Genomic DNA, 26,260 nt, shown 5'->3' on the forward strand with positions numbered 1-26,260 from the left:
ACCCCGGGCTGCATGCTAATGCGGCCCGGCTTTGTTTTAGCACCTCTCTCAGCTCCCATCGTTGCAAGAAAACTAAATATTGCCTTGTTGCAATGCCAAATCTTGCAAAATTGCAAATCCCGAAATCCCTATATTTGCTTTCCTTTAAAAATCAAACGAAAAAAGACCATATATGGGAAAGTACAAAGCCGGCGTATTATTCGGTGAAGAGCTGGAAGCGCTCTACAATGATGCCAAAGAGAATGAATTTGCTATGCCCGCAGTGAACGTGGTAGGCACCAACTCCATCAATGCCGTGCTGGAAACAGCCGCTAAGGTGAATTCACCGGTGATCATCCAGTTTTCCAATGGCGGCGCTCAATTCTTTGCCGGTAAAGGAATGCCCAACGATAAACTGCAAGCTAATATCTCCGGTGGTATCTCCGGAGCAAGGCACGTGCACGAGGTAGCTAAATACTATGGCGTACCCGTGATCCTGCATACAGACCATGCCGCTAAAAAGTGGCTGCCCTGGATAGATGGTTTGCTCACTGCCGGTGAAGCTTTCAAAAAAGAAACCGGCCAGCCCCTCTACAGCTCTCACATGCTGGACCTCTCTGAAGAACCCATCCATGAGAATATTGAGATCTCCAAAGCTTACTTCGAAAGAATGAACAAGCTGGGTATGAGCATTGAAATAGAACTGGGTGTTACCGGTGGTGAAGAAGATGGTGTGGACAATTCAGGCGTGGAAAACTCCCTCCTGTATACCCAGCCTGAAGATGTTGCCTATTCTTACGAGCAACTCTCCCAGGTAGGTACCCGTTTTACCGTAGCAGCTGCTTTTGGTAATGTACACGGTGTTTACAGCCCCGGAAACGTGGAATTACGCCCTGAGATCCTGAAAAACAGCCAGGATTTCATACAGCAGAAATTCGGTACCCCTACCAATAAACCCGTATTCTATGTGTTCCACGGCGGATCCGGCTCTCCCAAGAACCAGATCAACGAAACCCTGGGTTACGGTGTGATCAAGATGAATATCGACACAGATATGCAATGGGCATTCTGGGAAGGTATTCTGGGCTTCTACAAGAAGAACGAAGCTTACCTGCAGGCCCAGCTCGGCAACCCTGAAGGTCCGGCTAAACCGAACAAGAAATACTACGATCCGCGCGTATGGCTGCGCAAAGGCGAGGAAACTTTCGTGAGCCGCCTGGAAGAAGCCTTCACCGATCTGAATTGCATCAATCGCAATAAATAATCATATTATAGCCGTAAAAGCCCTCCCGTTTTCCCGGGGGGGCTTTTGATTTACGGAAAAATTGAATTTATCCGTATCTTGCACCACTTATTCTTTATCTAATTTTATATCTCAAACGCTAGTATGAGCTGGTTTAAGCGAGTTAAACAAGGAATTTCTACCACTACCAGTGAAAAGAAGGACGCACCGGAAGGTTTGTGGCATAAATGTCCTAATTGTAAGAAAACATCCACTATGCAAGACCTGAAAGAGCATTTGTACGTATGCGACAAGTGTAACTTTCACAACCGTATCAATTCACCTGAGTATTTCGAGATCATTTTTGATAATAACACCCTTGAAGAACTATTCAGCAACATCTATCCCAAAGACCAGCTGGGCTTCAGCGACCTGAAACCTTATGGCGAACGGTTGAAAGATGCACAGAAGAAATCAGGGCTTTCTGATGCCATGCGCGTCGGTACCGGCCTCGTAAATGGTCATGGCCTGGTGGTTGCCTGTATGGATTTTAACTTCATCGGAGGCTCCATGGGCTCCGTGGTAGGGGAAAAGATCGCCCGCAGCATCGATTATTGCATAGCCAATAAACTGCCGCTGATGATCATCTCCAAATCCGGCGGTGCCCGGATGATGGAAAGTGCCTTCTCCCTGATGCAAATGGCCAAAACGTCTGCCAAGCTCACACAGCTGGCTGCCGCACGCCTCCCCTACATTTCGTTAATGACAGACCCCACCACCGGCGGCGTAACAGCTTCTTATGCCATGCTGGGGGATATCAATACAGCCGAGCCAGGCGCCCTTATCGGTTTTGCCGGCCCGCGTATCATCAAAGAAACTATTAAAAAAGACCTCCCCGAAGGCTTCCAGAGCGCTGAGTTCCTGCTGGAACACGGATTCCTTGATTTTATTCAGGATCGTAAAGAACTGAAGAACAAATTGAGCACGCTGCTGCAGCTTTTTAAGAATTAAGAATTTGTTCCGTCCCCGCCGGTCCCAATAGACCGGCGGGGCTGAGCACCCCGCAACATGGCAGAATTAAAGAACAGATCGGCTTATTTTGAATTTGCGATAGAAGATAAATATATCGCCGGCATGGTATTAACTGGTACGGAAATAAAATCCATCCGGGAAGGAAGAGTGAGTTTTAACGATAGTTTCTGCTATTTCTCTAAAGGAGAGCTGTTTGTGAAAAGCATGCACATTGCCGAATACTCTCACGGATCATACACTAATCACGACCCCGTCCGTGAACGTAAATTATTGTTACAACGAAAGGAACTGAAGAAGATTGAGAAGAGAATGCAGGAACGCGGGTATACCGTGGTTCCCCTCCGCATCTTCCTTACAGAGAAAGGCCTTGCCAAAATGGAGATAGGCCTCGGTAAGGGTAAAAAACTGCATGATAAAAGAGACTCCATTAAATCACGTGAAGTAGACAGGGAATTACGCCGCAATTTTAAAATATAGGCGCTATTGTTAAAACAATGATAATTCCCTGCGTGTTATTCCTCTTTGAAATTCAATCCGGAAATCTGGCCCATCATTTGCCTGCTTCTGATTGTAAATAACAGCTATATGAATACCTATTTCCGCTACCTGCCTGTTTTCCTCGCTGTGATCCTTTTTTCCTGTAAATCCGGTGAAAAACTCTTTAACAAGGGCCGTTATGGGGATGCCGTGGAAGCTTTCGTGAAAAAGCTCCAGCGCCGCCCTTCAGATGCCACCTCCCTGCAATTACTGCCACAGGCTTACAACGCAGCCATGGAATTCCATGAAGGCCGCGCCAAACAAGCCATTGCTTCTAATAATGATCTCAAATGGGAAGCCGTTCGCAATGAGTACAATGCCATGCAACGGCTTTATAATGTGATCCGTTCCTCTCCCGCTGCCAGCGCCATCGTAAAACCAAAGGATTACTCCACCGCCCTGGCCAGCGCATTGAATAATGCCGCCGAAGCCCGTTACGAAAGGGCCCTGCAGTTGCTGGAAATGGGTGATAAACAAAGCGCCCGGGAAGCTTATGACGAGTTCACCGCTTCCCTGCAACTCAGCGCCAATTACAAAAACGCCGCACAACTGAGGGACCAGGCTTACCAGATGGGCCTCATACATGTGGTGATCAGTGAAATAGCCATCAGTTCCTCTTATTTCCAGTTCACGGCAGACCAGTTCCGCGATGCCGTAGTACGCCAGCTGGAACAACGCCGTATCAACAACTTTGTGAAGTTCTACGATGAACGTTACGTACGTAATCAAAAAGATTTTCAGCCGGACCAATACCTGGAAATGCGCTTTAATGATTTTGTGGTAGGCCAGACCTATGTAGATCGTTATCAACGCGAGGTTTCCAAAGTGATCAGCGTACCCAGCAATCAAAAAGATTCTACCGGTAAAGTGATCAATGTGGATATCACCGTGAAGGCCACACTCTTCATTACCCGCAAAACCTTAGCCTCCAGCGGCTTCCTGGATTACCGCATTACGGATGTTACTAATAATAAATTGTTGCGGCAGGACAGGCTGCCGGGTTCCTATACCTGGCAAAACCAGTTCGGCACCTTCCGTGGAGATGAACGTGCTTTAAGCAATGAAGATAAACGCCTGATCGGTGGCCGCGATGTTCCGCCTCCTCCGCCGCAGGACCTTTTCGCAGAACTGACCCGCCCTATTTACGACAGGCTGGCCAGTGACCTGCAGAGTTTTTACAGCCGTTATTAACCATTCCCTTTTTCTTGTGTTATAACGTAAAACTCCTATTATGAAGAAAATCCTCTCAGCAGCAGCCTTTATACTGATGATCAGTTGCGCATCCTCCCAGAAGAGCAATGGCTCCGTTGAAAAAGACCTGTACAAATCCTGGCGGGCAACAGGGTTTGATACCACTGGCGCCAATCACAGCCCCACTATTGCATTTGATCAGGCACAGAACAGGGTTTCCGGCAACGGGAGCTGTAACCGGTATTCCGGCGGATTTACATTAACCGCGCCGGATAAGATCGCCTTCTCTCCCATGGCGGCTACTAAAATGGCCTGTCCGGGTTTGAATGTAGAGAGTAAGTATTTTGAATTACTGAATAAAGCGAATAAATGGAGCATTAAAGATGGCGTGCTTACGCTCAGCCAGGATGGCAATGCTTTACTGACGTTTGTAGCTGAATAATAGTGAAAAGGCCACCCTGGAAAGGGCGGCCATTCATTTTTGTTCACTTAAAACCAATGTAAATTAAAGCGGTATTGCCTGGTGATGTTGCCACAACCTGGAGTAGATCGCGTTATTCTGCAACAACTGGCTATGCGTTCCTTCTTCAGCCATCACACCTTCCTGCAGCACTACAATTTTATCTGCATTCATCACCGTACTTAAACGGTGTGCTATTACAATGATCGTTTTACCCTCATCCCTCAACTGCTGCATCACATCCTGCACATACTGGTCGGACACGGAGTCCAGGGAAGAAGTAGCCTCATCCAGGATCAGTATTTCCGGGTTCCTGTACAATGCACGTGCAATCGCTACCCGCTGACGCTGGCCACCGGAGAGGTTTACGCCATGTTCTCCCAGCATGGTATTAAAACCATCCGGTAGTTTTTCAATGAACTGGATGATCCCCAATTGCGTGGAAATGTGCAATACGCGTTGCATATCCGGCTCCACTTCTCCCACGGCAATGTTCTCCATTACAGTTCCTGCAAAGAGATCTATCTGCTGCGGTACCACGCTCACGCGTCTGCGCAAACTATCCGTATCAATGTACCGGATATCCATTTTGCCGATAAGGATACTTCCTTCCTGCAAAGGATACAGGTTCTGCATCAGGGCCATGAGCGTAGATTTCCCGGACCCGCTCTCTCCCACTATCGCCGTAATCTTTCCTTTCGTTATCTGCATATTAAAGTTCCGGAACACCTGTACCCGTGTACCATACCGGAAGGATACATTCTGAAATGTTACATCTCCCACCAGGTCCGGCGTGAGTGTTACTTTATTCCCTGTTTCTTCCTGCTCCAGGTCCATGATCTCAAACAAACGGTCTGCCGCTATCAGGGCATCCTGCATACTTCTGTTCGCGCCGATCAGGCTCATAGCCGGGCCCGTGAAGTAACCGATCAATGCATAAAAGCTGAGTAACTCTCCGGGGCTTAGCTGCCTGTCCATCACAAAATAGGAGCCCGCCCATAAAAGGATCACCACAAAAGCACTGGTTATAAAACCACCGGCATTCCCGATATAGAGATTGGTAACAGAAGAAGAAAAGATGGTTTTCAGGAGTTTCACAAAACGGTTCTCCGTTTTCATGTTCGCATAATCTTCCAGCCCGAAACGTTTGATGGTAGACACAGAGTTCAGGGATTCCACCAGCTGGCCGCCCAGTTCCGCATTCTCTTCCATCAGCTTCCGCTGCATCTTCCTGTTCACCTGGTTACTGATCCAGTAGATAATACCATATACAGGAAGAATAGCCAGCATAATAATGGCGAGCTTCCAGTAATAGGTGAACATCAGGCAGAAAGAAAAGATCACGATGAAAACATTCACCACCAGGCCGATGGCTATATCGTTGATGAATACACGTATTTTAACAGCATCGCTGATCCGGGAAGTGATCTCCCCTACCCGCATGGTATCAAAGAACTGCTGCGGCAGGCGGAGCAGGTGTTTATAATAACCAAGGATCAGCCGCGCATCTATCTGCTGACCTGTTTTTAAAGCGAATACACTTTTCAGTTGCCCGATGAACAATTGCAGCACCAGGATCAGGAGCATAATGATGCCCAGGAGGTTTAGCAGGTTCTTGTTACCTTCTACCAGTACATTGTCCACTATTTTCTGTACGTAGATGGAAGTGGACAGCCCAAGAATGGTATATACAATGGCCCCGAAAAGTGCCTGCAGCACAACCGTTCTATGCGGTTTCAGAAGATACCAGAAACGTTGCAGATGAGAGATCTTTTCATTGCCTGCCCTGAAATCTTCGCCGGGCATGAGGAGAATGAGCACATTCGTCCAGATGGCTTTGAATGCCTCGTGGGTTAGTTTATGGAACAATCCGTCTGCCGGGTCCATTACCACCACATGTGTTTTAGTGACCTTATAGATCACCACAAAGTGATGTAACTTTTCTTTGATCACCACATGCGCAATAGCAGGTTTAGGGATGTTGAAGAGCGCTTCCCATGGGCCTTTCACACCTTTAGCTTCAAAGCCCAGTTTAGTAGCGGCTTCAATGATGCCTAATACATTGGTGCCTTTATTATCCGTAGCGGCTAACTGGCGGATGCGGGCAACGGGTAACTGCAATTGGTAGAATGCCGCAATGGAAGCAAGGCATGCGGCACCGCAATCGCTGATATCGCGCTGGCGGATACGGGAACTATTTTTTAATCGTATAGAGGACATGGTTTATTTTTTTCCGATACTATTCGGATTCATCCAATCATCGGTTTTATCATACAGGAGCTGAAACAAACTACGTTGTGTAAGAATGAAGCGGGCCTGCAGCGTCATACCTTTTTTCAGTTTGCCTTTCACGCCACTGGCGGTACGCACTTCCGTATCGGCAAACTCACATCTTACTTTAAATACAGGCTGGTTATCCACGAGCGTGAAATCATTATCTACAGATTGCACAGTACCTTCCACCACACCCCATTCATTATAATTAAAAGCATCTACCTGGAACTTCACCGGCATGCCTGCTTTGAGGTAACCAATATCTTTGGGAGAAACGAGGCATTCTGCTACCAGGTTGGAATCAGGAGAAATAGTCCCCATCAGCTCACCCACCTGTACATACCCACCTGCATACCTTCCGCTGAACTGTTGCAGGGTACCACTTACCGGGGCTTTGATCAGGTTCCATTCCTTTTGTTTTTCCAGTTGCGCGGCATCTGCCTGCAGGCGGCTGCTCTCTGATCTGTAGCGGCTTAATTCTTCCTGCCAGGCACTGCGCTGCTGCTGTACAGAAGAGCGGTACACGGCCACACTTTTATCATATTCATATTGTTTATCGCGCAGTTCTTTTTCCGCAATTACTTTATCTGCGAAGAGTTTTTTATACATGTCCAGGTCACTTTGCAGCTTGCGCATGGTGGCCTGCTGTTCATTCAGTGTGGACATAAAGCGGGAGTATTGCTGCTGGTAGAGGGCAGACTGTAATCCGCCGCCACCGCCGCCGGAGGCCAGGCGGGACAGGTCGTTCACATAGGATTCCCGTTGTTTGAGTTCAAAGGAGTTTTGCAGGAGTTTGCTGTTGCTGATGTCTTCCTGCAGGCGCAGGATCAGCTGGCCTTTTTGAACGTGCTGCCCTTCTGTTACCATCACTTCTTCTATAGTGCCGGCAATCAGGCTGCGTAATTCATTCTTTTCTGTGATCGGGCGTACAATACCGCCGGACTTCACGGAAACATCTACTTTAATAAAAGGTAAGGCAAGTATGCTGACCAGCACTGCCAGGAGAACCGTTGTATAGATCACCTGCGTTCTTACCTGCACACGGGGTAACCATGTAAAGGTAGAATGCTCAATGACCTCCACTGGAAAGAGTTGAGGCATGCAACAAATTTCAATAATGAAAAATGATGCTTAACGGTTCAGATAGGTGAAATCCTGCTTAGAGATTGAATAGCAATTTACAAATATTTATTGAAACTCCTATGCTCCCTGTTCATATCCCACATCTACGAGTAAACCTCCGCCATCCGCAGCAGCGGTGGCCAGTTCATCGCAACGGTTGTTTTCCGGGTTGGTGGCATGGCCTTTTACCCATTGGAATTTCACCTTTTGCCTTTTGAAGGCAGGAATAAAACGTTCCCAGAGATCACGGTTCTTTTTGTCTTTGAAGCCAGTCTTTACCCAGCTCCATAACCAGCCTTTTTCAACAGAGTTCACCACGTATTGGCTGTCAGTATAAATAACAACGGAGAGCCCGTCTTTTGTAAGCGTTTCCAATGCAACGATCACGGCCAGCAACTCCATGCGGTTATTGGTGGTCATCCTGTACCCCTGTGATAATTCCTTTCTTACCTTTCCCCAAAGGAGCACAATGCCATAACCGCCTCTGCCGGGATTACCACGGGCGGCGCCATCTGTATATATAATAAGTTGCTGAGTCGTCAAAATCCCTGGTTTTCGTTTTAAGGGAGCAAATGTAATACTTCTCCCTTACACCTGTATCACCCCTGTGCGGAACGTTTCGGCAACAGGTGCATGGTTACAGGCTTTCAGGCATTCTGCCACAATCTTCCTGGTGTTCACCGGTTCAATGATCTCATCCACCCATAACCTTGCGGCGGCATAATAGGGAGTGGTTTGTGCATTATACCTGTCTGTGATATCCTTCAGCAATTTCTCTTCTGCTTCCGGTGTGATCACTTCTCCTTTTGCTTTGAGGGAAGCTACCTGGATCTGCAACAATGTTTTGGCGGCCTGCTCTCCTCCCATCACCGCTATTTTTGCATTCGGCCATGCAAAGATGAAACGCGGGTCGTAGGCTTTTCCGCACATCGCGTAATTACCTGCGCCATAAGAGTTGCCAATGATCACGGTGATCTTGGGTACTACGGAATTTGCTACGGCATTCACCAGTTTAGCGCCGTCTTTAATAATACCGGCATGTTCACTTCTGCTGCCCACCATAAAACCCGTTACATCCTGTAAAAAGAGCAGGGGTATTTTCTTTTGGTTACAGTTCATGATAAAACGTGCCGCTTTATCTGCGCTGTCGTTATAGATCACGCCACCCATCTGCATCTCTCCTTTTTTGCTCTTCACTATCTTGCGCTGGTTGGCTACTATACCTACGGCCCAGCCTTCTATACGGGCGTATCCGCAAAGGATGGTTTTACCATAATCTTCTTTGTATTCATCAAACACAGAGCCGTCCACCAAACGTTTGATCACTTCATGTACGTCATATGACTTTGAGCTGTCCACCGGAATGATGCCATATAATTCATCTGCAGATTTCAGGGGAGCTACAGGGGTTATATGATCAAATCCCGCATCCGCAGGTTTTCCCAGCCGGGACACAATCTGTTTGATCCGGTCCAGGCATTCCGCTTCTGTTTTGAACTTATAATCTGCAATACCAGAGATCTCTGTATGGGTAACGGCGCCGCCTAGTGTTTCTGCGTCCACATCTTCCCCAATGGCAGCTTTAACGAGGTAAGGCCCTGCCAGGAAAATGGAGCCGTTGCCTTCCACCATTAACACCTCATCACTCATAATAGGAAGATAGGCGCCACCGGCTACACAGCTACCCATTACCGCAGCTATCTGCGTGATGCCCATGGCACTCATTTTAGCATTGTTCCGGAAGATCCTGCCAAAGTGTTCTTTATCCGGGAATATTTCGTCCTGCATGGGAAGGTATACCCCTGCGCTATCTACCAGGTAAATAACCGGCAGGTGGTTTTCCATGGCTATTTCCTGCAGGCGGAGGTTCTTTTTACCGGTGAGCGGGAACCAGGCCCCTGCTTTCACCGTCATATCGTTGGCTATGATCATGCACTGCCGGCCACTTACATAACCTAATCCGGCTACAGTGCCTCCTGCAGGGCATCCTCCATGCTCGGGGTACATTTCATAAGCCGTAAATGCACCAATTTCTGTAAAGGGGGTATTCTTGTCAGTCAGGTAGTCGATACGCTCGCGGACAGTCATTTTACCACGCTGGCGAAGTTTCTCTATACTTTTCTTTCCGCCGCCCTGTTCAATCACCGATAAACGTTGTTTCATGGTGCTGACCAGCCTGCGCATATGGTCTTCATTCTTATTAAATTCCAATTGCTGTTCCTCCATAAAGTGGTAGATATTTGATTAAAAATAAGGGAAATGGAGGAAATGGCCTGCTAATTGTGAAATGGTGATTGGAATCATATCATTGGAAGAAACCTATAACTTTACAGCATGTCCACACTCATCGTATTATCGGAATCATTGCAGCATATCTACCACGGTCAGCCCTGGCTGGAGGTAACCGTTATGGAGCATTTGCAGGAAACAGATGCAGTACAGGCATCTAAACGGATAGGCGGCTCCCACAATATCTGGGAGCTGGTGAACCACCTGATCTGGTGGAACAAGAACGTGATCCGCAAACTATATGGGGAAGCACCTGATCAGGACGGAGACCTGCCCGATTTCTATTTCCCTGAAAATCACGGGGAAAATAACTGGCAGGCCACCTTAAACCGCCTGGAACATTCCATCACCGAAATGGTGGAAACCGTCAGGAACTTCCCTGAGGAAAAGCTATTCACGCCGGTGCCCAACACCCAGCACAATGCCTATTATTATATACAGGGCGTATTGCAGCATGTGCCCTACCATCTGGGGCAGATAGTACTGCTAAGGAAATATGCTTAAAATGATAAAACGCCGCTGATCAGCGGCGTTTCTTTTTTACATAGGAGATGGTTAAAAAGTACTATTGGTGGTTCAGTATTCAATATATAGTTTTATTTTCAATATTGAAATCCAAATTAACCGCCAAATTATCTTGCCATGCATCGAATTTATTCAATTGACGTTTTGCGGGGACTGATTATGATCATTATGGCGTTAGACCATGTACGTGACTTCTTTCACGTATCTGCGATGACGAGTGATCCCTTGGACCTGGAAACAACAAACCCCGCTCTCTATTTCACCCGGTGGATCACCCATTTTTGTGCCCCGTTGTTTGTTTTTCTCTCCGGTTTATCCGTTCATCTGATGAATGGCAGGAAAAGTAAAGCTGCCATCGCTAAATACTTATTTACGCGTGGTCTCTGGCTCGTGTTCATAGAAGTCACCGTTGTATCTTTTGGTCTTACTTTCAACCCTTTAATGAACACGCTCATCCTGCAGGTGATCTGGGCCATCGGTGTAAGTTTCCTGGCTTTATCCTTATTAGTGTTCCTGCCATGGCAGGCCGTACTGGGCATAGGTTTGCTGATCACCCTCGGCCATAACCTGCTGGATACCGCAGGCCATAGCATGTTCATGGAGTTTGCGCACAATTCCAATTTCACCTATTACCAGCTCTTTCCGGGTCATGGTGTGATCATAGTCTATCCTTTCCTTCCATGGATAGGTATTCTGCTGATGGGTTACGGGTTGGGCAGGATCTTTCAGCAGGATGTACCTGTTGCAACACGCCGCAGGATATTGCTCACAGCAGGATCAACCATGGTGCTGCTCTTCTTTGTACTCAGAGGTATTAATGCATACGGCGATCCCCGTACCTGGGCCTCCCAGGTTACTGCATTGAAAACATTCTATTCTTTCATGAACGTAACTAAATACCCGCCATCCCTGATGTACTCGCTGATCACGATAGGGATAGGACTCCTGGCCCTGGCTGCTTTGGAACATGCACGCGGAAAACTGGCAGATATCGCGAAAGTATATGGCAGTGTTCCTTTCTTCTACTACATCCTGCATTTTTATATCATTCACAGCTTATGTGTGATCGTATTCTTTGCATCAGGATATGGTACAGATCAGATCGTGAGCATGCAGACGCTGTTTTTATTCCGGCCACCGGAGTTCGGTTTTTCGTTATGGGTAGTGTATATTATCTGGATAGCTGTGGTGGCTGTTTTGTACCGGCCCTGCAAATGGTTCTCTCAGTATAAGCGAACGCATAAACAATGGTGGTTAAGCTACCTTTAACGCAACTTTAGTTCATATCTTTCTTCATACAGGTCCTGCCCCCAGATGCGCTGTGGTATGGAAGCTGTTTTAACAAAACCGGCTTTTGCATACATGCTGCCTGCTGTAGTTTGCTGATGTGTGGTGAGCAGGTAAACGGACCTGAAATTTTGTTGCCTGCAAAAAGCCATGGCTTCGCTCATGAGCTTTTTGCCAAGGCCCATACCCCTGAATTCAGGCCGGAGCAGGAACCAGCGTAATTGTGCCACACCTCTCCCTTTCCCGATGATCGCAATCATCCCCACTAGTTCTCCGTAACAATGTGCCAGCCAAACCCTGTCCCTTGCAGGATCATAGGTTTGCATGAATTCATAGAGGGTTTGGGTAACATAGGTTTCAAATGCCAGATCGTATTGATACTCCTGTGCATAGAGGATGCCATGTAAACGGATCATATCTCCAATATCTCCCGGCTGCAGGCCATGGCGAATAACCACATCTTCCAGTGTGGGTGAACTGCCGGGCGCTTTCAGGAGATTGCGGAGGATACTCATGGAGTTGGCTATTTTTTCCTGTTGCGCCGGTGCCAGGTTTTTCAGCATTTCGCGGATCTGCTCGTTGGAAAGTTCATTCATCCCTGCCATCAGTTTCTTACCACGGGCCGTTAACTGCAAATAATAAGAACGGCCGTCTTCCGGCAAAGGATGTTTGAGGATCAATCCTTTCTTTTCAAAATTGCGCAGGATCCTGCTGAGGTACCCCGCGTCTATCTGCAAAGCCTCCCGGATGCCGGTAGCCGTGGTCTGCCCGTTAAAATCTATTTCGTAAAGCACCCTGATGTCCGTCAATGAATAGTCCGTATCAAAGAAGTGCTGCTGCAGTAATCCCAGTTGCTTAGTATAATACCGGTTGAACTGGCGGATGTTGGAAATAAGCTGGTCCATACTGCAAATATAATAATTAGTTGTTTTTGTCAACTAATTTATTTGACAAAGGCAACTATTTATTTGCGTATTAATACCTATCGTAAAAACGTATTAATTACCTGTTCTAAAAAGCATCTTAAACGTTACTTGCATCAGAATCACCCCAAATTCAATTTCTATGAAACAAATTATTTGCATAACGGCCGTATTGCTCATGCTCTTTGCAGTAGCCTGTATACGGAAGACCGGGCAATCCACTTCTTTCACTGTTTCAACAGATATTTCCTCCCCCGGGGAAATTGTACTCATTCAATTCTCTGATACCACAGAAGTAGATACCAGCGGTATGGAAGTGAGCTTTGGAAAAGAAGCGGCCCTCATTACCGGGCTGGGCCAGCAGGGAGATCTTGCTGTGCTGGTACCGGATGCGCCTGCCGGAAAAGTAAAACTGCAGGTAAAGCGGAAAGATAAAATTCTGGGCGAATCAGAATTCACGATCCAGGATAACTCCGCTAAATCCATCGCCTTCAGTATGCAGGGCAAAGAGTTTAGGGTACTCACCAGCAAAGGCACCAATAATGCCGTAGAACAATACCAGGGCACAGAAGGCCGCATGCTGGCATTTGATGTACTGGATGCAAAAGGCGCACTGGTAATGACGGGCACGGTAGCACATCCCGGCGCCATGGAAGTATTTGTGGAACCCAAAGTGATCCACCGGGAATCCATGCATGAACACATGCCTTCCTTCTTTTCCATTACCATCCCCAATGCAAAAGGAAAGCTCACGATCAAATTCTATGAGCCAGACAGTAACCTGAGCATTACTTCCGGTAATTTCAGCAGCGCACGCAAATTAATTTCCGAAGTAACCTTTAATAACTAACCCCTAAATCTCTTTCATCATGAAAACACTTGTTAAAGGATTATGCGTGTTGTTGATCTTAATATCCGTTCGCGTAAGCGGTGCTATCAATATACAAAGGAATGGGGCCCTCAACTACACACCCATACTTAATAACGGTTCTGCTTCTGTGAAATACGATATCGTATTTGTAGGTGACGGATTCACCGCTGCACAACAGGCTGCTTTCAATACAGCGGTAGATCAAGCCGTTCAGGCATTACGCAATCTTCAACCCTATGGCAGCAGAATGTGTGCCTTTAATATCTGGCGCGTGAATGTGGTGTCTGCCCAATCCGGCGTAGACCATCCCGCAGATGGGGTTTTCGTTAACACGGAACTGGATTGCCGGTATGGTAATCCCGCAGCCATGGAAGCGGAAAGATGTATCACCAGCAGTTCTCCTGCTAAATGTTATGAAGCAGGCAATTTTGCCCCCGCAGCAGATGCCGTATTTGTATTAGTGAATGATACGCAATGGGGCGGTTGTGCCGGAGGGCTTGTTTTCTCTTCTATCTCTGAAGGTTTTGCCGGTATCATTACGCATGAATTAGGACATAAAGTAGGCGGGCTCGCAGATGAATACGATTGTTACATGTGCGATGGTTCAGATGATAACCGCACCTACCAGGCAGCCTGGGGAGAACCTGCTGCCAAAAACCTCACCATCAATACAAACCGCGCCACTATCAAATGGGGTTCATTCATTAATGCAGCTACTCCCCTTCCTACCACTTCCAACGTACCTGCAGGTGTAGTAGGATTATGGGAAGGCGGCGGATACTACCGTTTTGGTATTTACCGTGCGCAGTTCAACTGCCAGATGCGTGATCTCAATGAGTTCTGTGCAGCCTGTAACCAGGAAATGAATGTCATCCTTACCGGAAAATGTACACCCTGTGAAATTGATCCGGCAGGTTTACTCTGCGCCATCCTCAAAAACCTGGACCGCTTTAAATGGATCAACTGGCGCTGTAGGTTCCGCTGGCCAATTCCAGGCTGCCCCTTCTGCCCGCCGGATTTCAACAGGGATGATATTATCCGTGTGGTACTGGAAGGTATCGATCCCCGTGAGTTCAATATATCAGTGATCGATGCCACCGGTAAAGTAGTAACCATGGGCCAGGGTTCTGAAAAAGGCATAGAACTTTCCTTTAGCCGTAAATCAGGCAGTAAAACCAATTACTTCGTGGAAGTATCTGCCAAAAGTGAAGCCAGCCAGGGTAAAGTGTCTACTATCAAAACCAACCTGTTCATCAACAACAAAGAGGTGGCGATGTACTAAATAATTTTTTTTCCTTTCCAATAGTTAGAAGCATAATTCCTGAATGCCCGAGGGCCCGGATCTACCGGGCCTTCTCTTTCTTCAGTTCTACATAGAAATTATCCTTATCCACTTTAAAGCTCTTCTCTTTCAGGTATTTAGTGGTGATGGATTTCCAGTCGTTTTCAGGATAGAGGAATACATACATCTCATTATCCAGCATCACCTTCACCGGCATCTTAAATCCGGGAACGGTGTTATTCCATTTATAATGCAATTCGTTACCCTCCATGTAATAGGCCAGTTCGGGCACTTTGATGGTCCTTAAGTATTGATCAAAGAAAGCCCTGAGGTCCATGTTGGCCTTTTTACTGATATAGGTTTCTATCTCCTGCGTGGTAACGGTTTTACAGGCAAAATCTTTCTGGATGCCGCGCAGTATGTCAAAGAACAGTGTATCATTATTCAGCACACTCCGCAGGGTATGGATCACCCGGCAACCTTTGGAATACACATCATAGAGGTTGTAAAAAACATGGTTCACATCATACTCTCCGATCATGGGTTCCTTATTATCTGCCTTTTCCCGTTCCAGCGCTTTTAATGCTGCCTCATATCCATCCTTGTACTCTACCATCATTTTCTCTGCATAGGTAGCAAAACCTTCATGCAGCCAGAAATCTGCAAAGTCTTTCATGGACACATTGTTCCCCCACCATTCATGCGCAACCTCATGCCACATCAGTCTCATCAGTTCTGTGGTATCTCCATAAAAGCCACCCAGGGCCACAGCACTCTGGTGCTCCATGGCATGTAGGGTTTCTATCAGTTTAAAACCATCCCGTTTAAATGGATAGGGGCCAAAATGTTTCTCAAATTGCTCCAGCATTGGTTTCACTTTTGTGGAGAGCCAGCGTGCCCTTTCCAGGTGAGTGGGCAGGCAATAATAATCCAGTGTGAGATCACCATAGGTGTCTGAGAAATGAGCATAGTCCCCGATATTGAAGGTGACGTTGTAATTATTAATGGGATAGCTCACGAACCATTCTGTTAAGGTCCTGTTGCCAGGGAGGTTTACCTTATTCCGTAATCTGCCATTAGAGATGTTCTGCACATCATCCGGTACGATCACACTGATCAGTGTGCTATCTGATTCATCGGAGAGATGATCTTTATTCGGCCACCAGAGGCTGGCGCCGGAGCCCTGCATCACTACCTGCGCGAAGGTTTTTCCGCTTGTATCCTTACGCCACAGCACACCACCATTCATACCAACCGTCATATCCGGCTCCTGTGGCTGGCCATGATAATACACCCTGAATTCGTCTTTGCTGCCCTTTGGAATAAGTGCTGGGAACTGTACAAATACCGCATCAAATTCCCTCGTATACTTTAAGGACTGGCCTTTGTATATAATACTGTCAATGGGCATGTTCTCATATAGGTCTACCTGTAATTCCCGGAAAGGGCTGACCGTATTGAAACGTATGAGGGTATTCCCCTGGAGCGTATGCGTGGCAGGAAACACTTCTACCGTAAGGTGATAATAGATAACATCGTAACAGGACCTCAGCGGGCTCAGCTTACCCCGTAAAGTATCTGCCCGGGTAAAACCGTTCTTCCGGTTGGGTATTCTTTTGGCTTTCGGAAAATTTGGCATATCCCATATTTTCAGGCAATCATAATCTCCTCCTCCCTGGTGAACGATCATTTTACTTTTAGTGAACTCCACGATCGCTTCTGGTTTCACTACATCGATCCTGTATTTATTTCCGCCGAGGGGGAACATGGTAAGAAAATTCTTCCCGTTCTCGGAAAAGCGCAGGGAATCATTTTCTTCCTTCACGGCAAAAATGCGGATGGGGTTTAAATTAAATTGATACGTACCCGCAAAGCTGCTTTGTTGGGCTTTTGCAAATTGCGCCAGCAATAAAAAGAGGATCATCATCCGAATATTCATATGGTTCCAGTTTAGACTGCAAACCAATGAAAAAGCCCGACTGTGGCCTATTCAATTCCGGATTTGAATAGTATTTTGCATGAAATCGCGGGGAGTTTGCCCGGTTACGGCCTTAAATGCCCGTTGAAAAGTTGGCTGGGAATTGAACCCGCAATCATAGGCGATACCGGCAATGGTCATCTTCCGGTTCGCAGGGTCCAGGATCATTTGTTTAACTGCTTCCACCCGCCAGGTGTTAACATATTCCGAAAACCCCTTTTGTAATCCCTGGTTCAAGACCGCGGATAATGTTTTGGGATGCACACCGATATGTGCTGCCAGGCTGGCAGTGGTTAACTCAGGGTCTAAGTATAATTTGTCTTTTTCCATGGCCTGCTGTAAGGCGCTTATACAGCTGTCCACTTCAGCGGCCGGCAGGTTGTCAAAATAAGACTGGGTTTTCTTTTGCTGGATGATATAAATAACCCGGGTGCGATGGTAACTGGTGTATCCTATCCAATAAATAAAGACCACCAGGGAAATCTCTATCACATAATACTTTTCTGCGCCTATATTCATAAAGAAGGGAAGCCCCACCGTACAGATCCAGAGTAAAGCAAATACACCCATCACCGTCAGCAGGAGTTTCAGCCAGCGGGTGACCATTTTTTCTTCTTCCTGCATCCTGGTCAGTAAGCGGAACTCCCGGAGGGCCATGATATAAAAGACCGTAAAAACGATCACGCTCAGTGGTTCCAGGATGGTGCCATACCAGGCATCCAGTAAAAAGGGATCAAGAATAACCTGCTTACCATTCACATGCAGGATCCAGATCACTAATAAAGATGCCCGGATCGTAAAAGCCGCCCACACGAATATATAATACCGCCAGGCATTGCGGATGGGAACAGCTGTGCGAAAAGAACGCACGTAGAGATAAAAGGATGCCCCTAATCCAAAGATCAATACAAAAGGGAACAGGTTAAAGAGGTACATGAACCTGAAAAGTTCCGAACTCCAGTTCAGTGTTTCAAAACCATTATAACTCAATATGAGTATGAAGAAAGCAAGCGAACGCTTCTGCAGTTTATTATCACCGGGAGAAAAATAAAGGTACAGGCCGAAGAAAAGAGCCTGTAGCGCACCCAATAACACGATCAGTGAAAAAACATCCAGTTTCATACCACTTAAAGATATAAATTTGAAAGAACACTTTATTATCTATGAAACATATCATCATCATTTTAACAGCACTCGTTACTTCTTCCTTTATACCGGCGAAGGATAATTATAAACTCGTATGGGCAGACGAATTCAATAAGGATGGCGCGCCCGATCCTGCAAAATGGGATTATGAATACGGTTTTGTACGTAACCAGGAACCGCAATGGTACCAGCCGGAAAATGCCAGCTGTAAAGACGGCTTCCTGATCATTGAAGCTAAAAAGGAAAGAAAAAAGAACACCAGCTACGATTCCACCAGCAAACATTGGCAACGGAACCGGGAATATGCAGAATATACCTCTGCCTGCCTGATCACAAAAGGGAAATTTGATTTCAAATATGGCAAGGTGACCATGCGGGCAAAGATAGATATCCGCAAAGGCATGTGGCCCGCCTTCTGGATGCTGGGCAATAAAAAAGGTGCCACCCGCTGGCCTGCCTGCGGTGAAGTAGATATCATGGAATACTACCGTGGCAACCTGCTGGCCAATGCCTGCTGGGAAGGAGAAAAGTCATCCGCCTGGGACGAAGCAAAATGGCCTGTGGCAGATATGGGTGGTGCCGCCTGGGCAGAAAAGTTCCATGAATGGCAGCTGATATGGGATGAGCAGAAAATGGTGATCTCTGTAGACGGTAAAGAACTGAACCAGGTGGATATGAGCAAAACCATCAATGTACATCGTGGAGATAATCCCTTTAAGGAGAATTTCTTTTTACTGCTCAACTTCGCATTAGGACAGGCAGGCGAAGAAATACCTGCTGAAAACATTCCGGCTAAGTTCATTGTTGATTACGTTAGAGTTTACCAGTAAATAGATAAAGCATATGAAAAAAGCGATCCTGCACGTATTATTGGGCCGGGAGAAAAAGATCACCGAAGAAGAAACAGTGATACAGCCTTTGCCGCATAAAGATTTCAGATTTGCCAACCCCTTTATTGTGATCCATCACATTGGCCCGGAAGTGATAAAACCCGGATCGGAATTGCGTATTCACCCACATCCGCATCGCGGGTTCTCCCCTGTTACTTTTTCCATACAGGGAGAAGGTTATCATATGGATAATGCCGGCCATTCCGGTACTATCTCCGCAGGTGGCATTCAGTGGATGTTTGCAGGAAAAGGATTGCTGCACAGCGAAGGGCCTACCAAAGCGATCTTGGAAAAAGGCGGTACACAGGAATGGATCCAGATCTGGGTGAATGTACCCAAAGCTAATAAGTGGGATGATCCTTATTACCAATCTGCTGTAAAAGATCAGTTGCCCGTAGTGCTGGAACAGGAAGGTGTGCAGTTAAGGCTGGCCAGTGGGGAATATGAAGGCAAAAAGAGCCCCATGAAAAGCTTCACGCCTGTTATTGCTATCATTGGTACCATTCAAAAAGGTAAAACGGTGAAGATAGATGCAACACCAGGTTACCAGGCATTACTATATGTTTCAAAAGGCAGTATCTCCGCTAATGATAGAGATGCCGTTCCCTTCCATAACCTGATCGTTTTTGAAAAAGAAAATGATGAGATCGTTATCACCGCGCTGGAGGATGCAGCCATCCTCTTCCTCTCCGCAGAACCGATCGATGAACCCGTAGCTGCCAAGGATAATTTTGTGATGAATACGGCGGAAGAAGTGGAACAGGCCATCTCCGATTACAAAAATGGCCTGTTCGGAACACTGCAATACTAATTAATATCTTTTCCCTCTTTCAACTTCGCAATGTGCTGTTGCAGCTGCTTTTTGGCGTCCGCGCCGGGAGCTGCTGCCAGTGCCTGCGTTGCAAATTTGAGGGCATTTTTATAATCCCCTGCACCGGAATAACCACGTGTTAACCCCATCAGTGTAGTATACTCATTAGGATGATGATCATGGTTCATCTTAAAGATCTCCAGTGCTTCTTTGCTTTTTTTCTGTGCCAGTAACTGACGGCCATACTGGTGTATATCATTCACACTGCCGAAAGGCAACGCCTTCTTCATGATCTCCGCAGCTTTAGCCTCCTGACCCAGTTTGGAAAGCACCTGCGCTTTGGTGCTCCATGCGCCGAAGCTTTTTTCTCCGCCAAAATTAGGTCCTGTTGCTGTATCTGTCCAGAGCAGCGCTTCATTGAGGTTGGTGTTGTGTTCTATACAGTACATTGCGGCATGATTCCAGCTCTCCCACATAAAACCTTTTTCAGAACGTAATTCCTTGCGGATGGAAGCCAGTTGTTCTTCCACTACATTCACTTCTACCTTGAAAGGGATCATCAGTTTTTCCCATTCCAGGCCAATGGTGGCGGAGTTATCCGTTTCATTCAAAAACTCATACTTCAGCCATTCTACACTCGTATCTAATGCTACGGGTTTCACTTTTACCCGCAGGGCATCTTCCTTTTCGTCATAAAAATAATGCCCCCAGGAGCTGGAGTTTTTAGAAAAGATAAGGGTAGACTCTTCAGGGCCATAAGCAATAAAGAAACCATACTTTCCTTTAGCCAGGGGCTGTCCCTCGATCTTTACATCGCTGCTGAATTCAATGGTGGTGTTTTCATTAGCACCGGCACGCCAGGGAGCAGATTTGCTGCTACCGAAACCGGGGTTCTCAAATCCAACATGAACAAGTTGTCCCCAGACCTTACCCTCCCGGCCTTTCACACCGGGCCTGTCGTAATGAATGGTTACTTCTGTGAGACCGATCCGCTCTGAAACAGCGGCTTTTTTGTTACCTCCCTGGTGAGGGATGTTTAATAAGGATTGTGCAAATAAGGATGTTACGCACCACGTTAGGCAAATGGTGAAGGTTAATGTTTTCATAAGCAATAAGATTTTGTACCTGTAATCTAAACTGCCTGCATGAGCATTTCTGCTAAAATGTGATCAGGGGTTAGCATTTCTGGATGAAAGGAATGCTAAAATTGTCCTATATTTCGCCATATTAAGGAAAATATGAACATACAATTGTTTGAAAAACTTTCAGGAGAAGGCCTTGTTTCCCCTGAATCACTCCAAAAAGTAAAAGCTGCGGAAAGCAAAAAGCTCTTTTCCCTGCATTGGGAATTAAAGACCATCCTCTACCTGGGCGTATTGTTACTCAGCGGCGGGCTGGGCATCCTGATCTACAAGAATATCGATACCATCGGGCACCAGGCTATTTTGTTTACCATTGCCGCCCTTTGCCTGGGATGTTTTTATTACGCACAACGCCATAAACCGCGTTTTTCCTGGCACAAGGTACTTTCACCTAACAGTCTTTTCGATTACAGTGTATTACTGGGCTGTTTGCTGTTCGTGACCTTCATCTCCTATATGCAGGCGCAATACAATGTTTTTGGCACACGTTATGGCCTGGCCGCTTTTTTCCCGATGGTGCTCTTATCGTTCAGTGCTTATTACTTTGATCATATCGGCGTACTCAGTTTAGCGATCACCAACTTTGCTGCCTGGCTGGGTGTTTCTATCACGCCCTATCATATCTTCTCACAAAATGATTTCACGAGCGACAGGCTGATCTATACCGGTTTGTTTTTAGGCGTGTTCCTGATTGCAGCAGGTTTATTCAGTACAAGAAAGAACATCAAGCAACACTTCTCGTTCACTTATCACAACTTCGGTACGCATATTTTATTCATCTCCCTGATCTCTGCAATGGTGGTGTTTGAGCATATGTACCTGCTCTGGTTCCTGATACTTACCGGTGTTGCTTTTGCTATTTATACCATGGCATTAAAGAACCGTTCCTTTTACTTTTTACTGATCACCATTCTCTATGCTTATGTGGGGCTTACCTATGTAGTATTGCGTTCCTTATTCATCCAGGACCTGGATACCATTGCGCTGGCACTGTTCTACCTCGTTGGCTCCGGCATTGGTTTAGTGGTACTCCTTGTTCACCTCAACAAAAAAGTAAAACAGCATGATAGCTTATAAAAAGATTGACCTCGAAAACAGCTGGATCCGGCAGGATGCAAAAGAAGCCTGTTTAAAAGCGTGTATTACGAAGGAAGAGCTGCAGCAAATAAAAGCACAATATCCTACAGGATTATATACGCCTAATATCTTTATCCGTATCGGGTTATTCCTGGCCACGGCCGTGATAGGTGTTTTTTCATTCGGTTTGCTGCTGCTGTTCATGGCCAGTGCCCTGAATGAAGAAACATTCGGCGGCATTGCTATCTTTTTTGCGCTGGTAGCTTATGGCTGCCTGGAACTCATTGTAAAAGAGAAAAAACATTTTGGCGCCGGTGTGGATGAAGCGTTAATGTGGATGGCGGGGGCTTTGGTGATCACAGCTTTTATACTGCTTGGCCAATGGGATGGTGATCAGCCCATCTATTACATTATTGTGTGCCTGCTGGCTGGTTACTTCGCCCTGCGTTTCCTGGATAGTCTCATGGCCGTTGTATCTTTTATCGGCCTGCTGGGTACGCTGTTCTGCATCACCTTACAACTGGGCAGTATCGCTAAAATGATCATGCCATTTGTGGTGATGATTGCCTCATTGCTGGTATACCTCACGGCAGCACGTTTATCTAAAAAAGAAGGCAACCGCCCTTACTTTAACTGCCTGAACTTAGTATCCATTGCCTCCCTGCTCAGCTTATACATCGGCGGGAATTACTTTGTAGTAAGAGAAGTGGGTAATGAAATGTTCGGCATGCACCTGGCGCCGGAAGACAGCATTCCCGGAGGCTGGCTTTTCTGGATCTTTACCGTTATTATTCCGCTGATCTATATCTTCCTGGGCATCCGTAAAAAAGATGCCATCCTGCTCCGCACAGGACTTGTACTCGTGGGCGCCATTGTATTCACCATCCGTTACTATCATAGCGTTATGCCTATTGAAGGAGCCATGACCCTCGGAGGCATCCTGATGATCGCACTGGCTTATGGGGTGATCCGCTATCTGAAAGAACCTAAATATGGCTTTACCTATGAGGAAGAAGAGACTGATGCAGAGGGCGCCATACAACTGGAATCCCTGGTGATCGCCCAAACCATGAGCACTACTCCCCAACCGGACGAAAGCTTTAAATTTGGAGGCGGAACAGGTGGCGGAGGGGGTGCTTCTGATAGTTACTGAAGCTTTATCCTTGCTTTATCCTAGCTTCATCCCTGCTATTTGCACAACTTTGAAGCTAGGATGAAGCTAGGATTACACAACCATAAAGCAAAGATTAATACACTTTTGCACAATTCTGTCCCCTTTTTACCCCTATCCATCAGTTTAATAATAGATACCCATAAGTAATCCTATATTATTTATACCAGAATAGTACTGAACTTTGTACCCGTTAAAACAAACACAAGATGGACTTACAATTAAAAGGAAAAACGGCTTTTATCAGTGGCTCTACGCAAGGGATCGGTTTTGCCATCGCATTACAGTTGTTAAAAGAAGGGGCCTCCGTAGTCATTAATGGCAGAACGGAAGACCGGGTGAAGGAAGCGGTGGAGAAACTCCAACAGCAGGTACCCGGAGCTACGGTATCAGGTGTGGCCGCAGATTTCTCAAAAGCGGCAGACGTCAATAAACTGATCGAAAAGCTGCCGGTGGTAGATATCCTCGTGAACAACGCAGGTATTTTTGAACCTAAGCCATTCGAAGAAATAACAGACGAAGAATGGCTCCGTTTCTTTGAAGTGAATGTACTGAGTGGTGTGCGCTTATCCCGCCACTATTTCCAACATATGCTGCAACAGAACTGGGGCAGGATCATCTTCATCTCCAGTGAATCTGCCGTGATGATTCCGGAAGAAATGATCCACTACGGGATGACTAAAACAGCACAGCTCTCTATCAGCCGCGGATTGGCAGAACTCACCAAAAACACCAATGTAACCGTGAATACGGTGATGCCCGGCCCTACAAAATCCGAAGGTGTGGTGGAATTTATTAAACAGGTGGCGATCAGCAAACAGATCACACCGGAAGAAGCAGAGAAGGATTTCTTCAAAACCATGCGCCCCTCTTCTCTCATTCAGCGCTTTGCGGATGTATCCGAAATAGCCAACCTCGTAACTTATGTAGCCAGTCCGCTTTCCGCAGCCACCAATGGCGCTGCTTTACGGGCAGACGGAGGATTGGTGAAATCTATCGTTTAAACCAATATTAAGATGAAACACCTCATAAAGCTGCTCCTCACAGGAGCAGCCTTCCTTTCTATTGCCCAAAATTCCCGGGCACAACAGGAATTCAGTAAAATAGATTCTCTCATTACGCGCCACATGGCGCAACAGCATATTCCCGGTGCTACCGCACTCATTATCCGCAACGGGAAAGTCATTTATAAAAATGCATTCGGTTATGCAGATGTGGCTTCAAAAAGAAAGATGCAGACTACAGACATCTTCCGCATCGCCTCCCAGTCCAAAGCTATCACCAGCCTGGCTGTGATGCAATTATGGGAGGATGGGAAGTTCCTGCTGGATGATGCAGTCAGCCAATACATCCCCGCATTCAAAAACCCGAGCGTACTGGTATCCTTCAACCCAAAAGATTCCAGCTACACCAGTAAACCGGCATCCCGGGAGATCACCATCCGGGACCTGTTAAGGCATACTTCCGGTATCGCCTACCCTGCTGTTTTCAGCGATCCCGTAATGTGGGCGATCTATCAGAAAGCAGGTGTGCCCAGTGGCATTGGCACACACGTTTCCAACCTGAAAGAAAAGATGACCCTCCTGGCCAGCCTCCCGCTGCAACACAATCCCGGAGAGGCATGGACCTATGGTTTGAATACAGACCTGCTGGGTTATCTCATAGAAATATGGAGCGGCCAGCCACTGGATGTATACATGCAGCAACACATCTTTGAACCGCTGGAAATGAAAGACACTTATTTCCATCTCCCGAAAGAAAAGCAAGCCCGTTTAGTGAGCCTGTATGAATGGAATAAAGGCAGTCTGGATAAAGTAACACACCCGCTGTATGAAGGCGTAAACCCTTTATTCCCCACTTTACAGGGCAGCTATCTATCCGGTGGTGCAGGGCTTAGTTCAACCATGGAAGATTATGCACACTTCCTCAGCATGCTGTTAAATAAAGGGGTATATAAAGATAAAAAGATCCTCAGCCGGAAAACAGTAGCACTCATGCTTACGAATCAACTCACAGATAAGATGGGCATCTCCCCCAATCCCGCACAGGCGGAAGACTTCCAGTTCAGCCTGGGAGGTTTTGCGGTGGAAACAGCTAAAAACGATTACCTCTCTCCATTTAGCATTGGCTCATTTACCTGGGGCGGCGCCTTCAATACACATGCTTGGGTGGACCCACAGGAAAAACTGATCGGGCTGCTGTTCACACAGGAGTATTTGTCTCCCTGGTACAGCATCGGAGAGGAATTCAAAGTATTGACCTACCAGGCATTGAAGGATTAAATGGCGGGAAAGTTTTGATCATAAATTGATAATGCGTACTTTTTTGCAAATTATCAATTCCAATGAAAAGACTCTCAACAATGTTCCTCGTTTGCAGTGCCCTGGCCTTATTCTCTTTTACTCCGGCCAAAAAGAAAAAAGTGATCTTCTTTGGTGATTCCATTACGCAGGCAGGTGTAGGCCCGGAAGGATATATTACGCAGATGAAATCCATGCTTCCTGCAGATGGATATGAACTGATAGGTGCCGGCATCGGCGGCAACAAAGTATATGATCTTTACCTGCGCATGGAAGACGATGTGCTGAATAAACAGCCTGACATTGTAGTGATCTATATCGGTGTAAATGATGTATGGCATAAAAGCTCACATGGCACCGGCACTGACCTGGATAAATTTGAAAAGTTCTACCGTGCACTGATCAAAAAGATCCAGGCCGGCAATGCGAAAGTAGTATTATGCACACCTGCAGTGATCGGAGAAAAGAAGGATGGAGAAAATGCCCAGGATGCAGACTTAAATAAATTCAGCAACGTGATCCGCAAGATCAGCGAGGATACAAAACTACCTTTGTGTGATCTGCGCAAATTGTTTATGGACTACAACCTTCAGCATAATGCGGAGAACAATGAAAAAGGGATCCTCACTTCGGACCGGGTGCACCTGAACAAAGAGGGAAATGCGCTGGTGGCAAAGAATTTAGCGGATATTATTGCTAAGCTTTAAGGTATACCCGTAGAAAAACATAGCGGATAACGTTGTGATACAAC

General features: G+C 46.5%; 24 protein-coding genes. 16 read left to right on the forward strand and 8 right to left on the reverse strand.

The features are described 5' to 3' along the window. Positions 1-172: 172 nt before the first annotated feature. From fbaA to AAHN97_RS11560, 5 genes are all read left to right on the forward strand, one after another. The gene (fbaA, locus tag AAHN97_RS11540; protein WP_343307764.1) at positions 173-1,243 is read left to right on the forward strand and encodes a class II fructose-bisphosphate aldolase; all 1,071 of its coding nucleotides are present in this window, start codon (positions 173-175) and stop codon (positions 1,241-1,243) included. Between the two features lie 123 nt (positions 1,244-1,366). Then, the gene (accD, locus tag AAHN97_RS11545) at positions 1,367-2,212 is read left to right on the forward strand and encodes an acetyl-CoA carboxylase, carboxyltransferase subunit beta (protein ID WP_343307765.1); all 846 of its coding nucleotides are present in this window, start codon (positions 1,367-1,369) and stop codon (positions 2,210-2,212) included. Positions 2,213-2,269: 57 nt separating this feature from the next. After that, a complete protein-coding gene (gene smpB / locus AAHN97_RS11550) occupies positions 2,270-2,710 on the forward strand; it encodes an SsrA-binding protein SmpB (RefSeq protein ID WP_074238742.1) in 441 nt (146 codons plus the stop codon). Positions 2,711-2,818: 108 nt separating this feature from the next. Then, positions 2,819-3,961, forward strand: coding sequence for a hypothetical protein (locus AAHN97_RS11555; RefSeq protein WP_343307766.1), 1,143 nt, complete (start codon positions 2,819-2,821; stop codon positions 3,959-3,961). A gap of 40 nt (positions 3,962-4,001) precedes the next feature. Further along, on the forward strand, positions 4,002-4,403 hold the full coding sequence (locus AAHN97_RS11560; RefSeq protein WP_343307767.1) for an META domain-containing protein: 402 nt from the start codon (positions 4,002-4,004) through the stop codon (positions 4,401-4,403). Between the two features lie 63 nt (positions 4,404-4,466). On the opposite strand, the gene AAHN97_RS11565 is transcribed toward AAHN97_RS11560, so the two are convergent. From AAHN97_RS11565 to AAHN97_RS11580, 4 genes are all read right to left on the reverse strand, one after another. After that, positions 4,467-6,641, reverse strand: a complete 2,175-nt coding sequence (locus AAHN97_RS11565; RefSeq protein ID WP_343307768.1) for a peptidase domain-containing ABC transporter — start codon at positions 6,639-6,641, stop codon at positions 4,467-4,469. Positions 6,642-6,644: 3 nt separating this feature from the next. Then, on the reverse strand, positions 6,645-7,796 hold the full coding sequence (locus tag AAHN97_RS11570) for an HlyD family secretion protein (RefSeq protein ID WP_343307769.1): 1,152 nt from the start codon (positions 7,794-7,796) through the stop codon (positions 6,645-6,647). Between the two features lie 99 nt (positions 7,797-7,895). Then, complete coding sequence (gene rnhA, locus AAHN97_RS11575; RefSeq protein WP_343307770.1) at positions 7,896-8,360, reverse strand: ribonuclease HI; 465 nt, start codon at positions 8,358-8,360, stop codon at positions 7,896-7,898. Positions 8,361-8,405: 45 nt separating this feature from the next. After that, positions 8,406-10,043, reverse strand: coding sequence for an acyl-CoA carboxylase subunit beta (locus AAHN97_RS11580; RefSeq protein ID WP_343307772.1), 1,638 nt, complete (start codon positions 10,041-10,043; stop codon positions 8,406-8,408). Between the two features lie 108 nt (positions 10,044-10,151). Between AAHN97_RS11580 and AAHN97_RS11585 the strand changes: the two genes are divergently transcribed. Both AAHN97_RS11585 and AAHN97_RS11590 read left to right on the forward strand, forming a co-directional pair. Continuing rightward, positions 10,152-10,610, forward strand: a complete 459-nt coding sequence (locus AAHN97_RS11585; RefSeq protein WP_343307773.1) for a DinB family protein — start codon at positions 10,152-10,154, stop codon at positions 10,608-10,610. A gap of 138 nt (positions 10,611-10,748) precedes the next feature. Further along, positions 10,749-11,900 (forward strand): DUF1624 domain-containing protein, encoded by a 1,152-nt coding sequence (locus AAHN97_RS11590; protein WP_343307774.1) that lies wholly within the window; start codon positions 10,749-10,751, stop codon positions 11,898-11,900. Here AAHN97_RS11590 and AAHN97_RS11595 read toward each other — a convergent pair. Then, entirely contained in the window at positions 11,897-12,823 is a 927-nt protein-coding gene (locus AAHN97_RS11595; RefSeq protein ID WP_343307775.1) for a bifunctional helix-turn-helix transcriptional regulator/GNAT family N-acetyltransferase, read from the reverse strand. The two genes, AAHN97_RS11590 and AAHN97_RS11595, sit on opposite strands and share 4 nt — an antisense overlap. Before the next feature lie 160 nt (positions 12,824-12,983). Between AAHN97_RS11595 and AAHN97_RS11600 the strand changes: the two genes are divergently transcribed. After that, complete coding sequence (locus AAHN97_RS11600; protein ID WP_343307776.1) at positions 12,984-13,691, forward strand: hypothetical protein; 708 nt, start codon at positions 12,984-12,986, stop codon at positions 13,689-13,691. 19 nt (positions 13,692-13,710) lie between these two features. Next, on the forward strand, positions 13,711-14,994 hold the full coding sequence (locus tag AAHN97_RS11605) for a M64 family metallopeptidase (RefSeq protein ID WP_343307777.1): 1,284 nt from the start codon (positions 13,711-13,713) through the stop codon (positions 14,992-14,994). Between the two features lie 61 nt (positions 14,995-15,055). Here the strand turns inward: AAHN97_RS11605 and AAHN97_RS11610 are convergent, their stop codons facing one another. Both AAHN97_RS11610 and AAHN97_RS11615 read right to left on the reverse strand, forming a co-directional pair. Then, on the reverse strand, positions 15,056-16,933 hold the full coding sequence (locus AAHN97_RS11610; RefSeq protein WP_343307778.1) for a M1 family metallopeptidase: 1,878 nt from the start codon (positions 16,931-16,933) through the stop codon (positions 15,056-15,058). A 51-nt stretch (positions 16,934-16,984) separates the two neighbouring features. Next, the gene (locus tag AAHN97_RS11615; RefSeq protein WP_343307779.1) at positions 16,985-18,094 is read right to left on the reverse strand and encodes a helix-turn-helix domain-containing protein; all 1,110 of its coding nucleotides are present in this window, start codon (positions 18,092-18,094) and stop codon (positions 16,985-16,987) included. A 41-nt stretch (positions 18,095-18,135) separates the two neighbouring features. Between AAHN97_RS11615 and AAHN97_RS11620 the strand changes: the two genes are divergently transcribed. Together AAHN97_RS11620 and AAHN97_RS11625 are read left to right on the forward strand one after the other, a co-directional pair. Then, positions 18,136-18,948, forward strand: a complete 813-nt coding sequence (locus AAHN97_RS11620; RefSeq protein WP_343307780.1) for a glycoside hydrolase family 16 protein — start codon at positions 18,136-18,138, stop codon at positions 18,946-18,948. A 13-nt stretch (positions 18,949-18,961) separates the two neighbouring features. Next, positions 18,962-19,819: a pirin family protein gene (locus tag AAHN97_RS11625; RefSeq protein ID WP_343307781.1), complete on the forward strand. Its 858-nt coding sequence runs from the start codon at positions 18,962-18,964 to the stop codon at positions 19,817-19,819. On the opposite strand, the gene AAHN97_RS11630 is transcribed toward AAHN97_RS11625, so the two are convergent. Continuing rightward, entirely contained in the window at positions 19,816-20,925 is a 1,110-nt protein-coding gene (locus AAHN97_RS11630) for a DUF2911 domain-containing protein (protein ID WP_343307782.1), read from the reverse strand. The genes AAHN97_RS11625 and AAHN97_RS11630 overlap by 4 nt on opposite strands. Positions 20,926-21,057: 132 nt before the next feature. Here AAHN97_RS11630 and AAHN97_RS11635 point away from each other — a divergent pair, with 132 nt between their 5' ends. The 5 genes from AAHN97_RS11635 to AAHN97_RS11655 all read left to right on the forward strand — a co-directional run bounded on the left by AAHN97_RS11635 (position 21,058) and on the right by AAHN97_RS11655 (position 26,216). After that, entirely contained in the window at positions 21,058-22,038 is a 981-nt protein-coding gene (locus AAHN97_RS11635) for a DUF2157 domain-containing protein (protein ID WP_343307783.1), read from the forward strand. Further along, the gene (locus tag AAHN97_RS11640) at positions 22,025-23,191 is read left to right on the forward strand and encodes a hypothetical protein (RefSeq protein ID WP_343307784.1); all 1,167 of its coding nucleotides are present in this window, start codon (positions 22,025-22,027) and stop codon (positions 23,189-23,191) included. The genes AAHN97_RS11635 and AAHN97_RS11640 overlap by 14 nt, the downstream gene beginning before the upstream one ends. A gap of 227 nt (positions 23,192-23,418) precedes the next feature. Further along, positions 23,419-24,213 carry an SDR family NAD(P)-dependent oxidoreductase gene (locus AAHN97_RS11645; protein WP_343307785.1) on the forward strand — a complete coding sequence of 265 codons (795 nt, stop codon included), beginning with the start codon at positions 23,419-23,421 and terminating at the stop codon, positions 24,211-24,213. Positions 24,214-24,225: 12 nt separating this feature from the next. After that, entirely contained in the window at positions 24,226-25,491 is a 1,266-nt protein-coding gene (locus AAHN97_RS11650) for a serine hydrolase domain-containing protein (RefSeq protein WP_343307786.1), read from the forward strand. A gap of 62 nt (positions 25,492-25,553) precedes the next feature. Further along, a complete protein-coding gene (locus AAHN97_RS11655) occupies positions 25,554-26,216 on the forward strand; it encodes an SGNH/GDSL hydrolase family protein (protein WP_343307787.1) in 663 nt (220 codons plus the stop codon). Positions 26,217-26,260: the final 44 nt, after the last annotated feature.

It is taken from the genome of Chitinophaga niabensis (genome assembly GCF_039545795.1).
GTDB lineage: Bacteria > Bacteroidota > Bacteroidia > Chitinophagales > Chitinophagaceae > Chitinophaga > Chitinophaga niabensis_B.